This window comes from Bifidobacterium ruminantium DSM 6489 (assembly GCF_000770925.1).
GTDB lineage: Bacteria > Actinomycetota > Actinomycetes > Actinomycetales > Bifidobacteriaceae > Bifidobacterium > Bifidobacterium ruminantium.
In genome coordinates, this window is the sequence record NZ_JDTK01000019.1 from 25,092 (window position 1) to 41,734 (window position 16,643).

Genomic DNA, 16,643 nt, shown 5'->3' on the forward strand with positions numbered 1-16,643 from the left:
TCTTGGCAGGCATGCCGGTATTGTGGAACATTATGAAGATCGATATCGTGTCCGTGTTCCCGGAATATTTCGAAGTGCTGAACCTGAGTCTGCTCGGCAAGGCGCAGGAGAAAGGCCTCGTCGAAGTCACCGCGCACAATCTGCGCGACTGGACGCACGATGTGCACCATTCCGTCGACGACACCCCCGTCGGCGGCGGAGCGGGCATGGTGATGAAACCCGAGGTGTGGGGCGAGTGCCTTGACGAGCTGTTGCATCTCGAACCGACCACGATCGCATCCGATGCCAATGAGGACGATGACGCAGCTCTGTCTTCCGAAACCCAGGCTCCTGCGGAATCCGCGGATGGCACGGCGGGCGAAGCCGACGATCCGAAAACCACCGTCCCCGGCCCGGTGCTGATCTTCCCGAACCCGTCCGCTCCCCTGTTCACACAGCAGGACGCGACGGAGCTGAGCCACGCCGACCATCTGCTGTTCGGCTGCGGACGATACGAGGGCTACGATGCCCGCATTCCGCGGTATTACCGCGCGCAGGGCGTCGACGTACGCGAATATTCGATCGGCGATTACGTGCTTAACGGCGGCGAAGTAGCCGTGTCCGTCATGCTGGAGGCCATCACCCGTCTGCTGCCGGGATTCATGGGCAATGCCGCGTCGATCGTGGAGGAATCCTACACGGGCGAGAACGCGCTGCTGGAGCACCGTCAGTATACGAAGCCGGCCGATTGGCGCGGCATCAAGGTTCCGGACGTGCTGCTGTCCGGCAACCATGCGAAGGTCGACCGTTTCCGCCGCGACGAGGCGCTGGCCAAAACCGACGAGCTGCGTCCGGATCTTATCGAGACGCTCGATTGCACGAAGCTCGACAAGGCCGATCGCAAGACGCTTATGGCCTTGGGATGGGAGGTGTCCGGCGAGCATCCGCGTCGGCGCTGACCGCAAGACGCGGGGCCGTTAGCGCCCGTCTTGGCATATTCCGAGACTCTTTAGCCTTATCAGGTATGAGCGGGCTCGATGTAGTAGACGGCGGTTTCGCCGTAATCGCGGCGATTGGAGATGGCCCAGCCTTCCGGGGCGGTCGGCTCGGCGGAACGCGTGGAACGTTCTAGCATGATCACCGTGTCATCGCCGGTCAGCTCGCGGGCCGCCAGATCGGCCAGCAGCTGGTTGCACGCCTCGGTTTCGAACGCGTACGGCGGATCGATGAAGATCACGTCGAACGGCGCCACGGCGGAGGCGGAGGCCGCGTATTTCTCCGCGCGAGCCTTGATCACTCGGGCGCTCATGCCCGGTTCCCATGCACGGTTGCGCTTCAACGCCGTCAACGTCTGTGCGATCAGCGCCGCGGCCGGAGCGGCCGATTCCACCGCAACCAGTTCGCGCGCGCCACGGCTCAACGCCTCGACGCCCAACGCGCCGGTTCCGGCGAACAGGTCGAGCACGCGCGCGTCGTCCAGCACTCCCCACGAATCGAGGTGCGAGAAGATCGCCTCCTTGGTGCGGTCGGTGGTGGGCCTGGTGCCCGGCTTCGGCGTGGTCAACGCCATGCCTTTGAATCGTCCTGAAATCACGCGCATATCGTCACAGCCTAGTTGCTGGTCAGGAACGTCTCGTTGCCGCGCGTGAAGTCCAGCACCGCGCCCGCAAGCTGCACATAATCCTGCAGGGCGGAATCCTCCGCCACCAGTTTCAGGGCCTCGGCTCTGGCGTCCTCAATGATCTTCACATCCTTGACCACGCGCAGCAGCTTCAATCCCGACTTTCCGCCGGATTGCGCGTCGCCGAGCACGTCGCCCGCGCCGCGGAACTCAAGATCAGCCTGCGCGATTTCGGCGCCATCCAGCGTGCCGGAAATCACTTCGAGTCTCTTCGCCGCGTCGCTGCCTTCCGGCGCGCGAGAAATCAGGAACGCGCCCGATTCGGTGCCGCCACGCCCCACACGTCCGCGCAGCTGGTGCAGCTGCGATAACCCGTACCTGTCGGCGTCGAAGATCACCATGCAGCTGGCCTGTGCCACATCCACACCGACTTCGATGACGGTGGTGGCCACCAGCACCGGCGTTTTTCCGGATTCGAAATCGGCCATGACCTGCGCCTTCGTCGCGTCGTCGTCACGTCCGGTCAGCGTGGCTATGCGGATGCCGGCGAACTGCGGCAGCGATCGCAATCGTTCCGCGATTTCCGCGACGGCGTGCAATGGCGGCTTTTGCTCGCGCTGCGCGTCATCCTCGCCCAGATCGTACATGTCGTCGAACGCGGAGCCCACTTCCGCGTCATCCGCGCCGTCCGCAGTATCGGCGTCCTCAGAAGACGCGTCGATACGCGGGCAAACCACGTACGCGCGCTCCCCCGCGTCGATACGATGGCGAATCAGGCCGAACATCTCCGCCATGAGCGAGCCGTTCTCCTCCGGCACGATGAAGGTGCGGATCGGCTTGCGACCGCCCGGCAGCTCGGTGAGCCAGGAGATGTCGAGGTCGCCGAACCAGGTCATGGCGGCGGTGCGCGGAATCGGCGTGGCCGTCATAACCAGCAGATGCGGGGCCGTGGAACCTTTGCCGTTCAACGATTCGCGCTGCTCCACGCCAAAGCGGTGCTGTTCATCGATCACCGCCAGCGCGAGGTTCGGCGCCTGAAAGGTCTTGGAGAACGCGGCGTGCGTGGCCACCACGATGCACGGCTTGCCGGAGGCGGCCGCGGCGAGCACTCGTCGGCGGACGGCGAGCCTCATGCCGCCGGTGAGCAGCAGCACCGGAATATCTGCCGGTTGTCCACCGTCCTGCGATGCCGTTCCATCGCCTGCGTCGACTTGTCCACCTTTGTCCACGGTGCCATTGTGAGTTGTTTTTTCGTTGGATTCCCCGGATTGTGCGGCGTCGCGCATACGATCCACCATGCCACAGATGCTTTCGTAATGCTGTTCGGCCAACACCTGCGTCGGCGCCACCAGCACCGCCTGTTTGCCGGAGCCGACGGCCTGCATCATCGCGGCGACCGCCACCACGGTCTTGCCGGAGCCGACCTCGCCCTGCAACAGCCGCTGCATGGGGTAATCGCGCGCCATGTCCGAGGAAATGTCGTCGATGACCCGCTGCTGCCCGTCCGTCAGCGTGAACGGCAGCGACGCCACGAAATCGTCCTTCAAGCGAGTGCCGGCGCAGGCCGTCGCCTTGGCCTTGCGCGACGAGTCGCGCGACTGCACCAACGCCGTCTGGCAGACGAGCGCCTCCTCGTAACGCAGCGTCCGCAACGCCTCATCGAATCGCCGGCGGTCCTGCGGATCGTGAATCGCCATAAACGCCTCGGCACGATGCATCAGCCCATGTTCCGCGCGGAACCGTTCCGGCATGATGTCCGGAACCGCGACAGCCAGCGCTTCAGTCCGGGCTTCGCGATCGGCTTGCGGAAGGTCGGATTCCCCGTTTTGCGCGTCGGGTGCGCCGTCCTGCTGCATGGCACTGGCCGCCCGAGCCGCCGCGTATTCGTCGCCGCACAGCGCGTCCATGCATTTTTCGATCGATTCGTGGATGTGTTCGCTGGAAATCCGCGAATTCGCATGATATACGGGCCGGGGGCGGCACACGTGGCGCAACGCCTCCGGAATCGATTCCGCATCGTATTTCAGATTGCCCGCATAGGTATTCGCTCCGGCGGAATTCCCCGCGAAATCCGCCGTGCCATTGCTTCCGTCGATTCCCCCGCTTTCACCGAAGCCGTCGTCCCATTCCGCACGCTCGTCCTCCGTACGTTCGGCGGCCGGATCCACGGTCAGCAGGTCGGGATGTGTGAATTGCAAGCGATCGTTGTATACGCTCGGCTCCCCCGCGACCACCAGCAGCGCGCCCGGCCGCAGCCTGCGCTGGATCCAATCGACATACGATTTCCGGTAGGAGAAGAACACCAGCGACGCCATGGAAGCGCTCTGACGCCGGTTTTGCGCGAAATCGCCGTCGTCCACGTCTGTAATCAGACGGAATCCGCGCCTGGCCATCGGAAACACGCGCACGTCCCGCACATGCGCGGCGAACGCCATCTTTTCCCCGATTTTCGCTTCGCGCAACGCCTTCGCCGGCACGGGATCGGTGACGCGGAACGGATAGTAGGTCAGCGCGTCGCCGACCGACACCACACCCAGTGATTTCAGCGCGTTAGACCTCCGACGGTTGCTTTCGACGGAAGAAATCGGGGTTTCCAATGTGGTGCTCATAACACTCCATTGTGTCACGACGGGATGATTGTGCGGCGGGCGGAATTCCCCACCATTGTGAGGCGCGCGGGCAACAGAGCAGCAGACACCAACACTGCCGCGAATAAAGCAAAACCCCGGCGGCCGAATCGGCTTACCGGGGTTTCAAGCTGTTATTTCGCGATTCACGCTTCAACGCGCTGGACCTTGCCAGCCTTGATGCACTTCACGCAGACGCGAACGCGAACGTTCTCGCCGTCGATGGTGGTGCGAACCGGCTGCAGGTTCGGGCGGAAGGTGCGCTTATTGCGAATATGTGAGTGCGAAACGGTGAAACCGGTCTGCGGTCCCTTGCCGCACACTGCGCAACGAGCTGCCATAATGGACTCCCTATAATTACTATTGACTTGCAAGTCTGCGCGTTCGATGTCACACAGCGAAGTGCATGGCAGAACACACAACTTCTCAACTATACAACCAGCCCCGGCCAATCGCAAAACCTGTGGATGGAAATCGTGTGCGATTCCCCACATTCCGCCGTTTTGCGTCAGTCAGCATCCTTCCGCTCCACGCCGTAGCGCAGGCTGGCGGACATCGAGGCAACCACGTCGCCACCGCCACGCATGCCCAGCACCCAGGCCGCGTCATATGCGAGCAGCGGGAAACCGGCGTCGGCCAGCCCCACGGCGGCCCGCGCCAGCACATTCAGCACGGTATCCGACGGCGCCACGGGCACATTGCCAGCACGCAACGCGGCATGCGCCTCAGCGGGCGTCATGTCCGGTGAAGTCAGTCCCATCTGCTGGCTCAACTCGTAGGCCTCATCCTTCGCAGAGTGGCGGAACGGCGTGCCTCCATCCACCATCATCGCGTAGCAGGCGAGCGCTTCGGGCAGCCGTCCGATCCTCCACAGCGCGTATCCGAGCCGGTAGTACAGCACTTCGCAATCGACCGGCGTCACGGCGAGCTTCAACGCCTCGACGAGCGTGTCCGCGGTTTTGCCGAAATCCCCGTTCCTCCCGTATACCTGCGAAAGCCCTTCGCGGTGCTGCATACAGGTCGGCCCGAGGTCGACGCAGGTTCGGCTTTCCCGTTCGGCCCGTTCGAAATCGCCATTGTCCAGAGCAAGTTCGCCGAGGTTCCGGTGCACGTCGACGACCGCGTCCGGCACTTTCCAGTATCGCGTCCGCTCGTTGCCGTCGAGCAGCGAGACCATCATGCGGCTGGCCGGACGGTTGCAATACAGCGGTTTCTCGCCGTTGGGACCGGGTTTCGCCTCACCTGCCTCGCCGAGCTGTGTCAAGGCCGTCTCGAGCTGCAGTTCGGCCACCATCGGCGAATTCTTGTTTTCTTCGACGATGGCGTCGACGTCGGCGGCGGAGATGGGAGCATCCTCCTCGTGCATAACGTCGAGCTCGCATGCACGGTCCGCGCGCAGCAGCCCGCGCAGCGATTCCGGCAATTCACGCCGGTCCTGCCATACGGGAGTGCGGTTCTCCAGGAACACCGCAGGCATGACCAACGGCTCTATCGGCGTCAGCGCACGGTTGGCGTCGAAGTGCCCCGAATAGCGCACCGGTTTCAGAATATTGAGCAGGGAAAGCGGATCCACGTCCAACGGCACGGCGTCGCAATCACCTTTCTTCATGGCGGGCAGCGCGCCCATCATGAACGGCACGCGGTCGAATCCCATGGAAATCACGGGAACGCCGTCCGCGTCACCCGCACAGCCGGTCAAATCGACCTGCGTGAGCCGCACGCTGGACGAGAACGCGCCCCATGCCAGCAGCCCGGCCAATCGCACGGCATATGCGGAGACGAAACCGTCGCGATACTGTGGAGCGACCGGCATAACCGACGGCTTCGGAATGCCGTAGCGCACCACCATCACACCCGTCCGCGCGTCCACGTCGAACCGGTAGGCCAGGCGGAACGGCAATTCGAGGCCTTCGCAGACGTTGGCGAAGCGGGTGCCTATATCCCAGTTTCCGCCGCGCGCGGCCTCCACACCGCATATGGTGCGGAATTCGTTCTCGCCTTCCTGCAATTCGTCGATATCTCGAATCTCCCCGGATACGTTGCGCAGAAATTGTTGCGATTTCGCCAGATAGTAGCGTTCGTCGATCTGCGAAACCGGCATGCCTTCCGCCAGCGCCTCGTGCGCTTCGTCATCGGCGTAGTCGATGCGGTTGAGCGCCGATTCGACCATTTGCAGCACGTCGCGCTGCTCTTCAGTGAGCTCGCCGCCGTTGCAGCGGATCCAGAAACGTGTCGAAGTGCTCAGCCTGATCACTTCGAGATCGTTTTCTGCCGCGATGTCGCGGATACGTTGCGCTCCGGCCTCGACCAGTAGTTGGGCTGCGAACCGTTCGAATGGCGTGGCTTGCTCGGCGTTGTTCGTGGTGCCGCGGTAGATGATCATGTCGATCACGTCCGGCAGCGGCTGCTTCAATACCGCCCGTAGCATCTGCACGTTCACGTCAAGAGAGTTCGGGACCTGCACACCCATGGGTAGGGCTCCTTGTCGTACGGCGACCGCAGGGCGGACTTTGCCGCGCGATCGCGATTCGAAAACATCATCTCAGGTTCCCGACGGCCAGCATTGGCGCCGAAGCAACCGGATATGGGCTTCATCATACCTGTCGGCGACCAGGCAGGACGGCGCCGTCTCACATCCGCAGCCGCGTCCACATTACGGACGGAAGCGCACGCCATACACACGCCATGCGCGGTTGTTCATGCGCTGTTCATGTCGTGGAACGCACGTGGCCGTCGCGCGCCCCTACGATGGCATATGGAATAAAATGAGCCATAAATTGACATTGAGCCGAAAAGAGTCAACATTGACCGACACAGCTGATACAGCCGCCGAATCGCGCACAACAGCACAAGCCGCCGCTGCTTCCAGGAAAATGACGTCCCGCGAGAAAAAGTGGATCGTCTACGATGTCGGCAATTCCGCGTTCGTGCTGCTGTCCACTGCCGTGGTGCCGATCTACACGAATTCGCTGCTCAAGGCCGCGGGCGAGACGAACATCGTGTCCACCTGGGGCTACGCGCAGACCATCGCGTCGCTCGTCATCGCCGTGCTCATGCCGCTGCTCGGCTCCATCGCGGACGTGCAGGGTATGAAGGTCAAGTTCTTCACCGGCTTCTTCCTGACCGGCGTGGTCATGTGCTGCGCGATGGCGCTGCCGCTCGGCTGGCTCGCGTTCCTCATCGTGTGCGTTCTGGCCACCATCGGCCTCAACGGCTCGCTCACCTTCTATGACTCCATGCTGGTGGACACCACCAGCAACGAACGCATGGACCGCATCTCCTCGCACGGCTACGCGTGGGGCTACATCGGCTCCACCGTGCCGTTCATCGTGTGCATCGCGCTGATCTTCGGCGGTCCGGCGCTGTTCGGCTGGTCGACCGTGGCCTGCACGCGCGCCTCGTTCGTCATCACCGCCGTATGGTGGGCGGCCTTCACCATCCCGCTGCTCACCAGCTACAAGCAGGTGCATTACCGCGCCACCGCGGCCCAGACCGGCGAGGCCATCCGCGGCACGTTCGCAGAACTTGGCTCCACGTTCCGCGCGATCCGCAGGAACAAGCCGCTGTGGATGTTCATGATCGCGTTCTTCTTCTATATCGACGCCGTGAACACCGTCATCTCCATGAGCACGTCGTATGGCACGCAGCTGGGCATCGACTCCACGCAGCTGGTCGTGGCGCTGCTCGTCACGCAGTTCGTGGCGTTCCCGAGCGCCATCATCTACGGCAAGCTGGCCGGCCGATTCGGCGCGAAAACCATGATCACCGTCGCGGTGGTGGCGTACATGTGCATCGTCTTCTTCGCCGCGTTCTTCCTGCGTTCCGCACTCGAATTCTGGATTCTGGCGATTCTGGTCGGCATGTTCCAGGGTGGCATCCAGGCGCTGTCCCGCTCGTATTACGGCAAGATCATTCCGAAGGACCATGCCAACGAATACTACGGTTTCTACGATATCTTCGGCAAAAGTGCATCTATCTTCGGTTCGTTCATGGTCGCGACCGTGACGAGCATCACCGGCAACCCCTCGCTAGGCGTTCTCTCTATTGGTGTCCTGTTGGTTTTGGCATTGGTCTTCCTTGTTCTCCAGAAGGACCCGATGAAGGCTTGAATCTTACACAAAACGAGTGTGTAACGACGGTTTGTGTAAGGTTTTGTGTAACGATCGGCGTTTTTGTGTAAGTCTGTGTAACCTTGCCATATGCGGTGTTGTAGAAGCCTCACAAACGGCGGAATCTCAATGTTTCCCGCATCTTCCGCCATTCCGGGACCATAAAAGTGTGACTTTCGTCACATTTTCTTGTTCTTTGCCGGTTTTGCTGTGCCCTGCGCCGATATCCAACCCGTGAGTTGCGTGGATTGCAGGCCACCGAAGGCGGCCGCCACGCGGCGAAGGCAGGTAAGAAAAGATGAAGATCAGGATGAGTGCCGAACAGGCTGCAGGTCTGTTCGAGTTCGCCATGCTGCAGGATCTCGACCCGACATCGATGGAGCCGATGAAGGTCTCCCGTGATTCCGCCGAGCTGAAGCTCGTGGACGGCAGACCGGTCTTTAGGGTGAGGGTGACGGCCCTCGACCGTGAATCGGGCCGTGAGATGGACGCCGTGGGCCTGAAAATCAAGAGCAAGCCGCAGGCCAAGATCGGGCGCACTTTCGATCTGAAGCTGGCAGGTCAGGTGACGGTCACGCCTTACGTGACCAGCGCTAATCGTCTGGGCTGGAGCATTGTGGCTGATGGCCTCGCGGAGAAGTAATAATGTCGGGTCGGCTGTTTTTGCTGCTGTTCTTTGTCTTGCAGATGGTTGGAACGGCGGTGGCGTTGTGGCTGCTGGCGGCCTTAGACGGCTGCTGGTGGCCCTTCGGGCCTCGTTACACGGTGGTGAAACTGGATGGAAAAGCAGATAGGAAGGCTGAACGCACGGATTCCGAGGGAGGAGCTGACGGCGCTCAGGACGTGGTGCGCGGCGCACGACAAGACGGTCTCGAGGGTTCTGACCGGACTCATCCACGCCTTCAATGTGACGCAGCGGAAAGCGGATGCGGCGGAGACGGCGCGGATTTGCAAGAACCTCGAGAAAGCGGCTCACCTGAAAGTGCAAGCCTACAAGGAGCAGGGGCGGCAGATGCTGCGGGATTCCGGGCCGAGCTTGAGCGACGGGCTGCCGCTGCCGGATTTAGACGATGAGCGATAACGAGATGGATCGATGGCGGAAGGCCTTCGGCGCGTGGGATCTCCCGCCCGTTTTGCTGGAGGCGATGACGAGTGATAAAGACGATGACGCTCGCTGCGGCGGCCCGTTGGGCGGGCGTGAGCCCGAGGATGCCGGGCATTATGTTGACCGGTCGATTGATCGATTCGCTGAGTGAGCTCGAAATGGATTGCACTGGGTTGGCTCCCGAGCTTGTGAGTTCAATGCCAGGCCGAGCTACCGGGTGTGATGGGGATGACGAATCCGCCGGACGGCGGCAGCGGAGGGGGTCTGGGGGCGCCTGCTGCATAGCGCCCCCAGTGGGTCGATGAGGAGGTGAGTCGAGTGGAACCGGAGAAAGGCGGGTGGTGGTCTGTCGAGCAGGCTGCCGAGGTGAGCGGGCTTTCTAAGTGGGTGGTTCGCAAGCTTTGCCGAGGCGGTGGCCACTTTGTGGCGAGAAGGCCGGGCCGTAGGTGGCAGATCGGTTCTTCGAGTTTCGTGGCGTGGCTGCTGGAGAGCTATCGATGAAGAAGCGTGGAAGTGCCGTAGCGGCCGGTGGCCCGGCGCGGGAGCAGGCGCGGGAGGCTGTGCCTGTCGAGGCTAGGCGCGCTGGGCGCGCTAGATGCCGCGAGGTCCGTGACGCTTCAGCGGCACGGCAGCCGAGCCGGCGGCTGTGCGCCTGTGTGCTTGCCGAAGCCGAGGCGCGAGCCGAGGCGGTGCCTGCGAGGCGGTGCCGAAGGCCTAGCTGGCGAGCGGGGCGCTGCCATGCGGCACGGTAGGTGGGTGCGGACCGCGAAGCGGGCCGGTGGGCCGTCAGGCCCACTTACTTACACCCACCTACCGTACAGAGCGGGAAAAGCACGTCAGAACGTTGGAATCCCGCGATTTAGGCCGCACGCAAAGTCACATGGAAATGCGTGCCGGGATTGTTATGAGAAGTGCGGAAAACGTTGGAATCACGCGATTATTGCAGCACGTGAGGTGAATGGCCACTTTGCGTGCTAGCGTGCTGGGAAGGACAACTTCGCGTGCTGGGAGGACAGGATGGCGTATGGGGAGATGACGGCCGCCGATCGGAAGCGGCTGGACGAAGGCGATCAGGCCAAGACGGTGAGAAGCTGGAACGGGAACAACAACCCGTCCGCGACGGACTGGATGCTCACGGTCTCGGCGGAGCAGAACGGCAGGGAGATCACGGAGGCCGATCTGGTCGATGCGTTCGAAGACTGGAGCTGGATGGGACAACGGGAGGAAGGCGGCCATACCGGCTACCGGCACTACCAGCTGTTCATGCAGGCGACGAGCCGGATCAGGCTCTCGACGGTTCGGGCGCGTCTTGAGAAAAGGCACGGCATCCATGTGAATTACATCGAGCCGAGACGCTATTCGGTGGCCTCCTGCGTGGCCTACGTCTCGAAGAAGGAGACACGTCAGGCGGGGCCGTTCATCCACGGCGATTTCGATATGCACGAGGATCAGGGCAAGCGAACCGATCTGGAGGAATTGCGTGACGCCGTGGTGAAGGGCGCTTCGGTGAACGAGATACTGAACGACCCGGAATTGAGTCTGAAGGCCGCTCGCTTCATGCCGTGGCTTGAGAAGATGGTGGGGGCACGGCAGGCGGCCCGTTTCTCGCAGGAGGACCGGGAAGTGACTGTGCATTATCTGTGGGGCAAACCGGGGCTGGGCAAGACGAGAAGCGTTCTTGATGGCGACCGGTCGCAGATTTTTCGTGTGACGAATTATGAGCATCCATTCGATGATTACTCAGGCCAGTCCACGCTGGTTCTGGACGAGTTCGCCGGGCAGTTGCCGTTCCAGCTGCTGTTGAACGTGCTTGACCGGTACCCTTGCAAGTTGCCGTGCCGATTTCATGACACTTGGGCTGGTTGGACCACCGTGTGGATCATCAGCAACAAGCCGCTCGAACGGCAGTACCAAGACGTGGAGCCACAGGTCAGGGCCGCCCTTGATCGGCGAATCACGACCAACGAGGAGTTCAAGTCGGACGAGGAGTTTGCCGCCATCGTGGCACGGGCCGAAGCCGAGGTGAACGAGGATCTGGCCTTCTTGGAAACGCTTTCCGCCCAGCCGGATTGGGACGAAGAGCCAGACGGCGAGGATTGCCTGTAGCCGATTCTTAGCCCGATCCGCGCTTGAGATGGGGCGTATCAAGATCGGCTTCTACCGGCATCGACCGGCTAAGGTATCGCAGGTTCCCGTGAACCTGCACGCGGTTTCGAGGCATCGGGACCATAGGCAGAACTCGACCGCATACGACAGGGGTGGGCACGCCGCAAGGCATGCCCACCCTTGTCAGTTCTCGGAAACCGAGCCACCCCACCTTAGCGGCGGGCCTTGCCCGCCACGAGGAAACCGGCGGCCAGCACGACCAGCAGAGCCAGCATGCCGGCGACACCGATCACGGACGCGCCGGTCTTGGACAGATCGGACTGCTCGTCGTTCTTGGACTCGGACTTCTTGTCATCCGCAGCCGGCTTGTCATTGGCAGGCTTGTTGTTGTTGGACGGTTTGTTGTTGCCGCCATTGTCCGGCTTGCTCGGTTCGACCGGCTTCGAGGGAACGGTCTCGGCCTTCTTCAACCCGGCCTGGGCGTCCGCCAGCGCCTTCACGGCGGCGTCCACATCGGCCTGCGAGGCGTCCTGCTTGGCTGCGACGGCCTTCGCGTCGGCCAGCGCCTTGGCGAACGGAGTCCACGAGTCGGCGGTGTAGTCCTTCTCGGCCAGCTTGCCCGCGGCATCGACCGCGGCGGTCAGCTTGGACTTGTCAACCGGGGCCGGGGCGTCGCCAACGGTCACCGGGGTCCACGCCTGCACCGTACCGTTCTCGTCCTGCACGCTGATCTTGTGCTCGCCGGCGGGCAGGCCGGACGGAATCACCGCGTCGAAGTAGTACTTGCCGGTGGACGCTTCCTTCTGCACCCTCACGAACGGGGCACCGTCGGGGCTGGTCAACGCCTGCGGCTCGGAATAGATGTACGCGTACCAGAACAGGCTGTTCGCGTCCGCCTTGCCCTTCGCCTCGGCCTTCAGATTGTCGACGTACACGCGGGCGGTCTGTCCGGGCTCCGTGTGGCCGTTTGCGACATCCAGCTTCGTGTCGGTCTTTGAGGGCAGCGCCTCCTCCGGCTTCGCCACCGGCTCAGCCTTCGTCGTGAAATCGGAAATCGGCTTCGCCGTCCGTCCAAAGTTGATGGCGGAGCCGTCCTTCAGGACGATCCTCATGCCCGCATACAGGGAGCGGACATCCACGGGCTGGTCGTACGCGTTCGAGCAAGCAAGGCTTGCCCCCGTGGGATCGGCAAGCTTGCACACATTGCCAGTCTTAGCCATGAGTTTCCACCACGTGTCGGTGTAATCGCCAAAGCCGGGAAGACCGTCAGTATTGCCGTACGTCGTGTTTGACTGCAGGCCAATCACCGGCATCTGCACGGTGCCCGAGGCGGCATGGTTCCACATGCCAGTGTCATATGATGAGAACATCTGTCCAGTCGCGTAGGACTGGACGTCTTCGCCCAGTTTAACCGGCCACGTTTTCGTGCCGAATATGCTCTGATACGAACCGGAGGTCAGATCGCCATCGGAGGTGCCTCCCGAGCAACTTATTAACGAGCTGAACCCTGGAAATCCTCCGAATTGCGGATCTTTAATGGGTTTGATGCTCGTGACCCGCATGACCTCGACCGCGAAGCACACGCTCTGCACCTTCGGCAGAATGCTCGGATCGATCTGGTAGTCGAACGACACGTTCGCCGTATGTGCTCCGACGTCGGATACGGCCGGCGTGCCGACCTTGGTACTCCCAAGATCGCCGTAGTAGTTCTCATCCGCGTTCGCGGTGGCCACACCGCCGAACAGTGTGCACGCGGCCACGGCCAACGCGGCCATGGCTTTACCGAAACGTCTCATGGCATTCCCTTCTCTTAGAGATTCTTCACCGCAAGAGACGAAGCGGGTCTCTTGCTCCTCAAAAACGCTACCCCCCCCCCGCGGACTTAGCGCCCCGATTCTCGTCTTATCAGTAGTCGAAGCCCGTTTCGGGGATGGCGTCGGCCATCATGTGGCCGTAGCGCTGGAGCGTGAAGGCGGCGTCCTTGTGGCCGAGTTCCCGCGCGACGATGGGCAACGGCACCCCTGCTTGGATTCTGCTCGAGGCCGCGTAGTGTCTGAGCGAGTGATGGGTCCAGCCCTTACGGGTCTTGCTGTTGACGCGGTTGATGGGCCATTCGCCGTGGATCTGCGCCACGTAGTCGTAGATCAGGGCGGACTGCTTCATGTAGTTGGATGGATGCTGGTAGCCGCCTGTGCCCTCGGGAATCGATGCGTCATACGGCCAGTTGGGGTCTATGGCGAACTCGCTCTTGGAGGGGATGCCCCTGCTGACCGAGGGGAACAGCAATAGGTTCATGAACGCGTCGATCTCCTCCTGCATGGAAGGCTTGCCGGTACGGGGCATGGTGGTCCAGAGTTCGTCTAGGTGACGCCAGTAGAGCCAGCCGAGTGGTGTGAAACCCGCTTGCCAGAGGGTGCGGGCCTCCTCGTCCGTGGCGGTCCAGAGACTGACTTGGGGGTCCGCGAAGCGGGGTATGACCCCGGCGATCTGGGTGCGGTGCGTCCCGAGTCCGAAACCGTTCCAGTTGGGTAGGAAGGCGGGTATGTGGACGATTCTATCGTGGTCGTACTTCGGGGTGGTCAGGCGCATCTGTCCCGCCCCGCCTCGTGTGATCTGCTCGCACACGTGGGTTTCCCCACGCCAGGCGGATTCCTCGCGTGGCTGGCCGAGCTGGTAGCGCAGGGCGACCTGCTCTCTGGTGAGAATGTGTCTGACTCGTAGGGCGAGGACCTCGCCGATGCGCAGTCCGCCGCCGGCACCCAATGCGGTGATGAGTCCCACGCGGCGGCAGATCATGGCCTTGCGGTTCATGAAGGCCAGTCGGGTGGCGTGGCGATTGGCGTCATCCTTGATTTCCTCCGGTTTTTGATAATCCGGGTAGATGGTCTCGAACGGGACTCCGTTCCTGAAGCAGGTGTCGTCCGGCTGGGTGAGGCCAAGGCCCGGGGCGAAGGACATGCGGCGCGCGGACCGTTTGTGGGTGGCGGATTCGGGATTCCAGACGGTCACGGCCGGGTCGTCCAGCGGATTCTGCTGGAGCGTGCCGTAGGCGGTGATGATGAACGAGGCGACGAGTTTGGAGGACGGGATGTCGCCTCTGGCGACGTAGTCCCTGCGTTTTTCGTTGCGGCTGGATCTGATGACGATGCAGTCGGCGTAATGGTCGGCCGGACGATGGGTCCAGTTTTCGGCCTGTTCGAAGACGCCCTTGATGATGCGCTTGACGAGTATTGGGAACTCGACGCCGCTGACTTGGATGGCGCGGATGGATCTTTGCCCGATGGCGGTGATGGACTGTTCGCCGATTTCCGGCTTGATGAAGCGCTGGTAGACGTAGACGTAGTTGGCGGCCGTCTGCTCGGCGATCTGGGGCTTCTTGGCGTCCATCCACGAATGGAAGCACTCATCGAAAGTCGGAGGGCGCACGCCGGACTCCGAATCCGGAACGTAGTCGCCCAGTATCTCGGCGGCCTTGGCCTTGGCGCTGTCGAGGCTGTCTCCGCCACTGGTCTGCCGACGCTTGCCGGTAACCGGGTCGGTCCATATCACGCGCCATCTCGGGAATCTCTCGGTGGGCGGCAACGCGTTCGCTCTGCCGTTCAGGATCTTGATGCTTTTCCGTGCCATACCAACCGCCATCTGTGTAACATGAATGTGTAACACAGCCAGAATAACACAGCAGAAGCCTTGTATTTCAACGATTCTAGCTATTCTTATGATAGTTTAATCAAGACCGCTTCGATCATCGGCACCTTCCTGGTCGCCACGACCACGTCGATCACCGGCAACGCTTCGGTAGGCGTGCTTTCAATCGCCATCCTGCTGGCCGTCGCCCTCGTCTTCCTGCTCCTGCAGAAGGACCCGACGCAAGCGTAATGTCACCCATCAATCAGCAACAGGAATGCCGAAGCAGCAATAAAACAGCAGACCCTACCGCCCGAGCCGCGACCTGAAACAATTTAGCCCTGCACAACGCACATATTTTGACAGGGTGGTAGTTGTTGCAGATTCTGCGACAACTACCGTTGGCAAATCGAACGCTACAATCAGAAACTTTCAGAATATGACGCAACGTCGACCACAAAACCTTCACATATAAGCGGACTGTAGAAAGACATCCGGCCATCGCAATTGTGCACTGGTTCACAGTGAATACCCCGAACCAGTTAGACGGCAGAACAGAATTACAGCCACACCTGCTCTTCAGGCTTTACCTCGCCGACCGCATTGGCCACACGTATGGCATCATTCCGACTCAATCTACCGGTGAATCCCTGTAGATCCAACCGGCGGAACCGCACCAGCTGCGCGCAGCGAGCGGTCGTCAGATGGGTAAGCCCGGCATGCTCATACTCAGGCAGTTGTACATCGCCCGCCCCACGCCAGGTTGGATTGCTGGTCAGTTTCACAGCCACTCCGCCGTCATCGTCGGCTTGTATGACGATGGCGGCCACGTAATGGTTGCGTGATTTCGTCGTATCATCCTCGAACCGCACCCGCATGCGATACACGTCGAAGACATGCAATTGCTCCGGAACCGGCATCAATTCCGGAATATCATGATTATTCGCCATCGCGCCACGCCTTGGGCAGTACGGCAACGCCATCGGCGCCCCGGCTTGGATTCAACACCATGGCGTTCGGCACTTCGACCACCGGATACCCCTGTTCGTCGACCCCACGGTACGTAACCCCATTGGCGGCAACATGTCCCGCGCGAGGCAGCACGGGTTCAGGCGCCTTCACCTCGAACGGAATGCGACGCTGCGACACCAACTGCACGCTGGCCATATTCACGAACGTATTGAAATTCAATCCCATGGAATCAAGAATGGCGTTCACTTCGGCTTTGAGATCATCATCCATGCGAACAGTGGTAGTGCTCATAATAAATCCTTTCCAAAGCCAATTGTATTACTAATGACTTCTTTTCTCAATATAATCCGTAGGATGCTTAACGCTTTTGCATCATGACCTTGACATCGGGACAATCCCGCGTGAAACCAATCTCTGACTTTGCGCTCATCAGCTAAGGGTTCCCCGGTTTCACTATTGTTTCTTTCCTAAGACCGCTTCGATCATCGGCACCTTCCTGG

General features: G+C 61.5%; 15 protein-coding genes and 1 pseudogene. 8 read left to right on the forward strand and 8 right to left on the reverse strand.

The window, feature by feature from the left end; all coding sequences use genetic code 11:
- Nucleotides 1-32: 32 nt before the first annotated feature.
- Nucleotides 33-938: a tRNA (guanosine(37)-N1)-methyltransferase TrmD gene (trmD, locus tag OU26_RS07630; RefSeq protein ID WP_026646990.1), complete on the forward strand. Its 906-nt coding sequence runs from the start codon at nucleotides 33-35 to the stop codon at nucleotides 936-938.
- A 59-nt stretch (nucleotides 939-997) separates the two neighbouring features.
- On the opposite strand, the gene rsmD is transcribed toward trmD, so the two are convergent.
- The 4 genes from rsmD to OU26_RS07650 form a co-directional block, all read right to left on the reverse strand.
- Nucleotides 998-1,579 (reverse strand): 16S rRNA (guanine(966)-N(2))-methyltransferase RsmD, encoded by a 582-nt coding sequence (gene rsmD / locus OU26_RS07635; RefSeq protein ID WP_026646991.1) that lies wholly within the window; start codon nucleotides 1,577-1,579, stop codon nucleotides 998-1,000.
- Between the two features lie 11 nt (nucleotides 1,580-1,590).
- Complete coding sequence (locus tag OU26_RS07640; RefSeq protein ID WP_026646992.1) at nucleotides 1,591-4,209, reverse strand: ATP-dependent DNA helicase RecG; 2,619 nt, start codon at nucleotides 4,207-4,209, stop codon at nucleotides 1,591-1,593.
- 164 nt (nucleotides 4,210-4,373) lie between these two features.
- A complete protein-coding gene (rpmB, locus tag OU26_RS07645; RefSeq protein ID WP_003807649.1) occupies nucleotides 4,374-4,568 on the reverse strand; it encodes a 50S ribosomal protein L28 in 195 nt (64 codons plus the stop codon).
- A 167-nt stretch (nucleotides 4,569-4,735) separates the two neighbouring features.
- Nucleotides 4,736-6,697 carry a tetratricopeptide repeat protein gene (locus OU26_RS07650; RefSeq protein ID WP_026646993.1) on the reverse strand — a complete coding sequence of 654 codons (1,962 nt, stop codon included), beginning with the start codon at nucleotides 6,695-6,697 and terminating at the stop codon, nucleotides 4,736-4,738.
- A gap of 295 nt (nucleotides 6,698-6,992) precedes the next feature.
- On the opposite strand from OU26_RS07650, the gene OU26_RS07655 reads away from it, so the two are divergent.
- The 6 genes from OU26_RS07655 to OU26_RS07670 all read left to right on the forward strand — a co-directional run bounded on the left by OU26_RS07655 (nucleotide 6,993) and on the right by OU26_RS07670 (nucleotide 11,547).
- A complete protein-coding gene (locus OU26_RS07655; protein ID WP_420312443.1) occupies nucleotides 6,993-8,336 on the forward strand; it encodes an MFS transporter in 1,344 nt (447 codons plus the stop codon).
- Nucleotides 8,337-8,634: 298 nt separating this feature from the next.
- Nucleotides 8,635-8,979, forward strand: coding sequence for a hypothetical protein (locus tag OU26_RS07660; RefSeq protein WP_026646995.1), 345 nt, complete (start codon nucleotides 8,635-8,637; stop codon nucleotides 8,977-8,979).
- A gap of 135 nt (nucleotides 8,980-9,114) precedes the next feature.
- Nucleotides 9,115-9,417 carry a hypothetical protein gene (locus tag OU26_RS07665; protein ID WP_026646996.1) on the forward strand — a complete coding sequence of 101 codons (303 nt, stop codon included), beginning with the start codon at nucleotides 9,115-9,117 and terminating at the stop codon, nucleotides 9,415-9,417.
- On the forward strand, nucleotides 9,407-9,592 hold the full coding sequence (locus OU26_RS10105) for a hypothetical protein (RefSeq protein WP_026646997.1): 186 nt from the start codon (nucleotides 9,407-9,409) through the stop codon (nucleotides 9,590-9,592). Before OU26_RS07665 ends, OU26_RS10105 begins: the two co-directional genes overlap by 11 nt.
- A 167-nt stretch (nucleotides 9,593-9,759) precedes the next feature.
- Nucleotides 9,760-9,942, forward strand: coding sequence for a helix-turn-helix domain-containing protein (locus OU26_RS10760; RefSeq protein ID WP_160257607.1), 183 nt, complete (start codon nucleotides 9,760-9,762; stop codon nucleotides 9,940-9,942).
- Nucleotides 9,943-10,473: 531 nt separating this feature from the next.
- Nucleotides 10,474-11,547 (forward strand): P-loop NTPase family protein, encoded by a 1,074-nt coding sequence (locus tag OU26_RS07670; RefSeq protein WP_026646998.1) that lies wholly within the window; start codon nucleotides 10,474-10,476, stop codon nucleotides 11,545-11,547.
- A 212-nt stretch (nucleotides 11,548-11,759) separates the two neighbouring features.
- Here the strand turns inward: OU26_RS07670 and OU26_RS10560 are convergent, their stop codons facing one another.
- The gene (locus OU26_RS10560; RefSeq protein ID WP_237743818.1) at nucleotides 11,760-13,343 is read right to left on the reverse strand and encodes a hypothetical protein; all 1,584 of its coding nucleotides are present in this window, start codon (nucleotides 13,341-13,343) and stop codon (nucleotides 11,760-11,762) included.
- Between the two features lie 109 nt (nucleotides 13,344-13,452).
- Complete coding sequence (locus tag OU26_RS09925; RefSeq protein ID WP_160257608.1) at nucleotides 13,453-15,174, reverse strand: tyrosine-type recombinase/integrase; 1,722 nt, start codon at nucleotides 15,172-15,174, stop codon at nucleotides 13,453-13,455.
- An 87-nt stretch (nucleotides 15,175-15,261) separates the two neighbouring features.
- On the opposite strand from OU26_RS09925, the pseudogene OU26_RS07690 reads away from it, so the two are divergent.
- A pseudogene (locus OU26_RS07690) lies at nucleotides 15,262-15,423 on the forward strand (MFS transporter); the annotation flags it as partial.
- A gap of 308 nt (nucleotides 15,424-15,731) precedes the next feature.
- On the opposite strand, the gene OU26_RS10285 reads toward OU26_RS07690, so the two are convergent.
- Together OU26_RS10285 and OU26_RS07700 are read right to left on the reverse strand one after the other, a co-directional pair.
- Nucleotides 15,732-16,121, reverse strand: coding sequence for a hypothetical protein (locus OU26_RS10285; protein WP_026646999.1), 390 nt, complete (start codon nucleotides 16,119-16,121; stop codon nucleotides 15,732-15,734).
- Nucleotides 16,111-16,434: a type II toxin-antitoxin system RelB/DinJ family antitoxin gene (locus OU26_RS07700; RefSeq protein ID WP_013140191.1), complete on the reverse strand. Its 324-nt coding sequence runs from the start codon at nucleotides 16,432-16,434 to the stop codon at nucleotides 16,111-16,113. The genes OU26_RS10285 and OU26_RS07700 overlap by 11 nt, the downstream gene beginning before the upstream one ends.
- Between the last annotated feature and the right edge of the window lie 209 nt (nucleotides 16,435-16,643).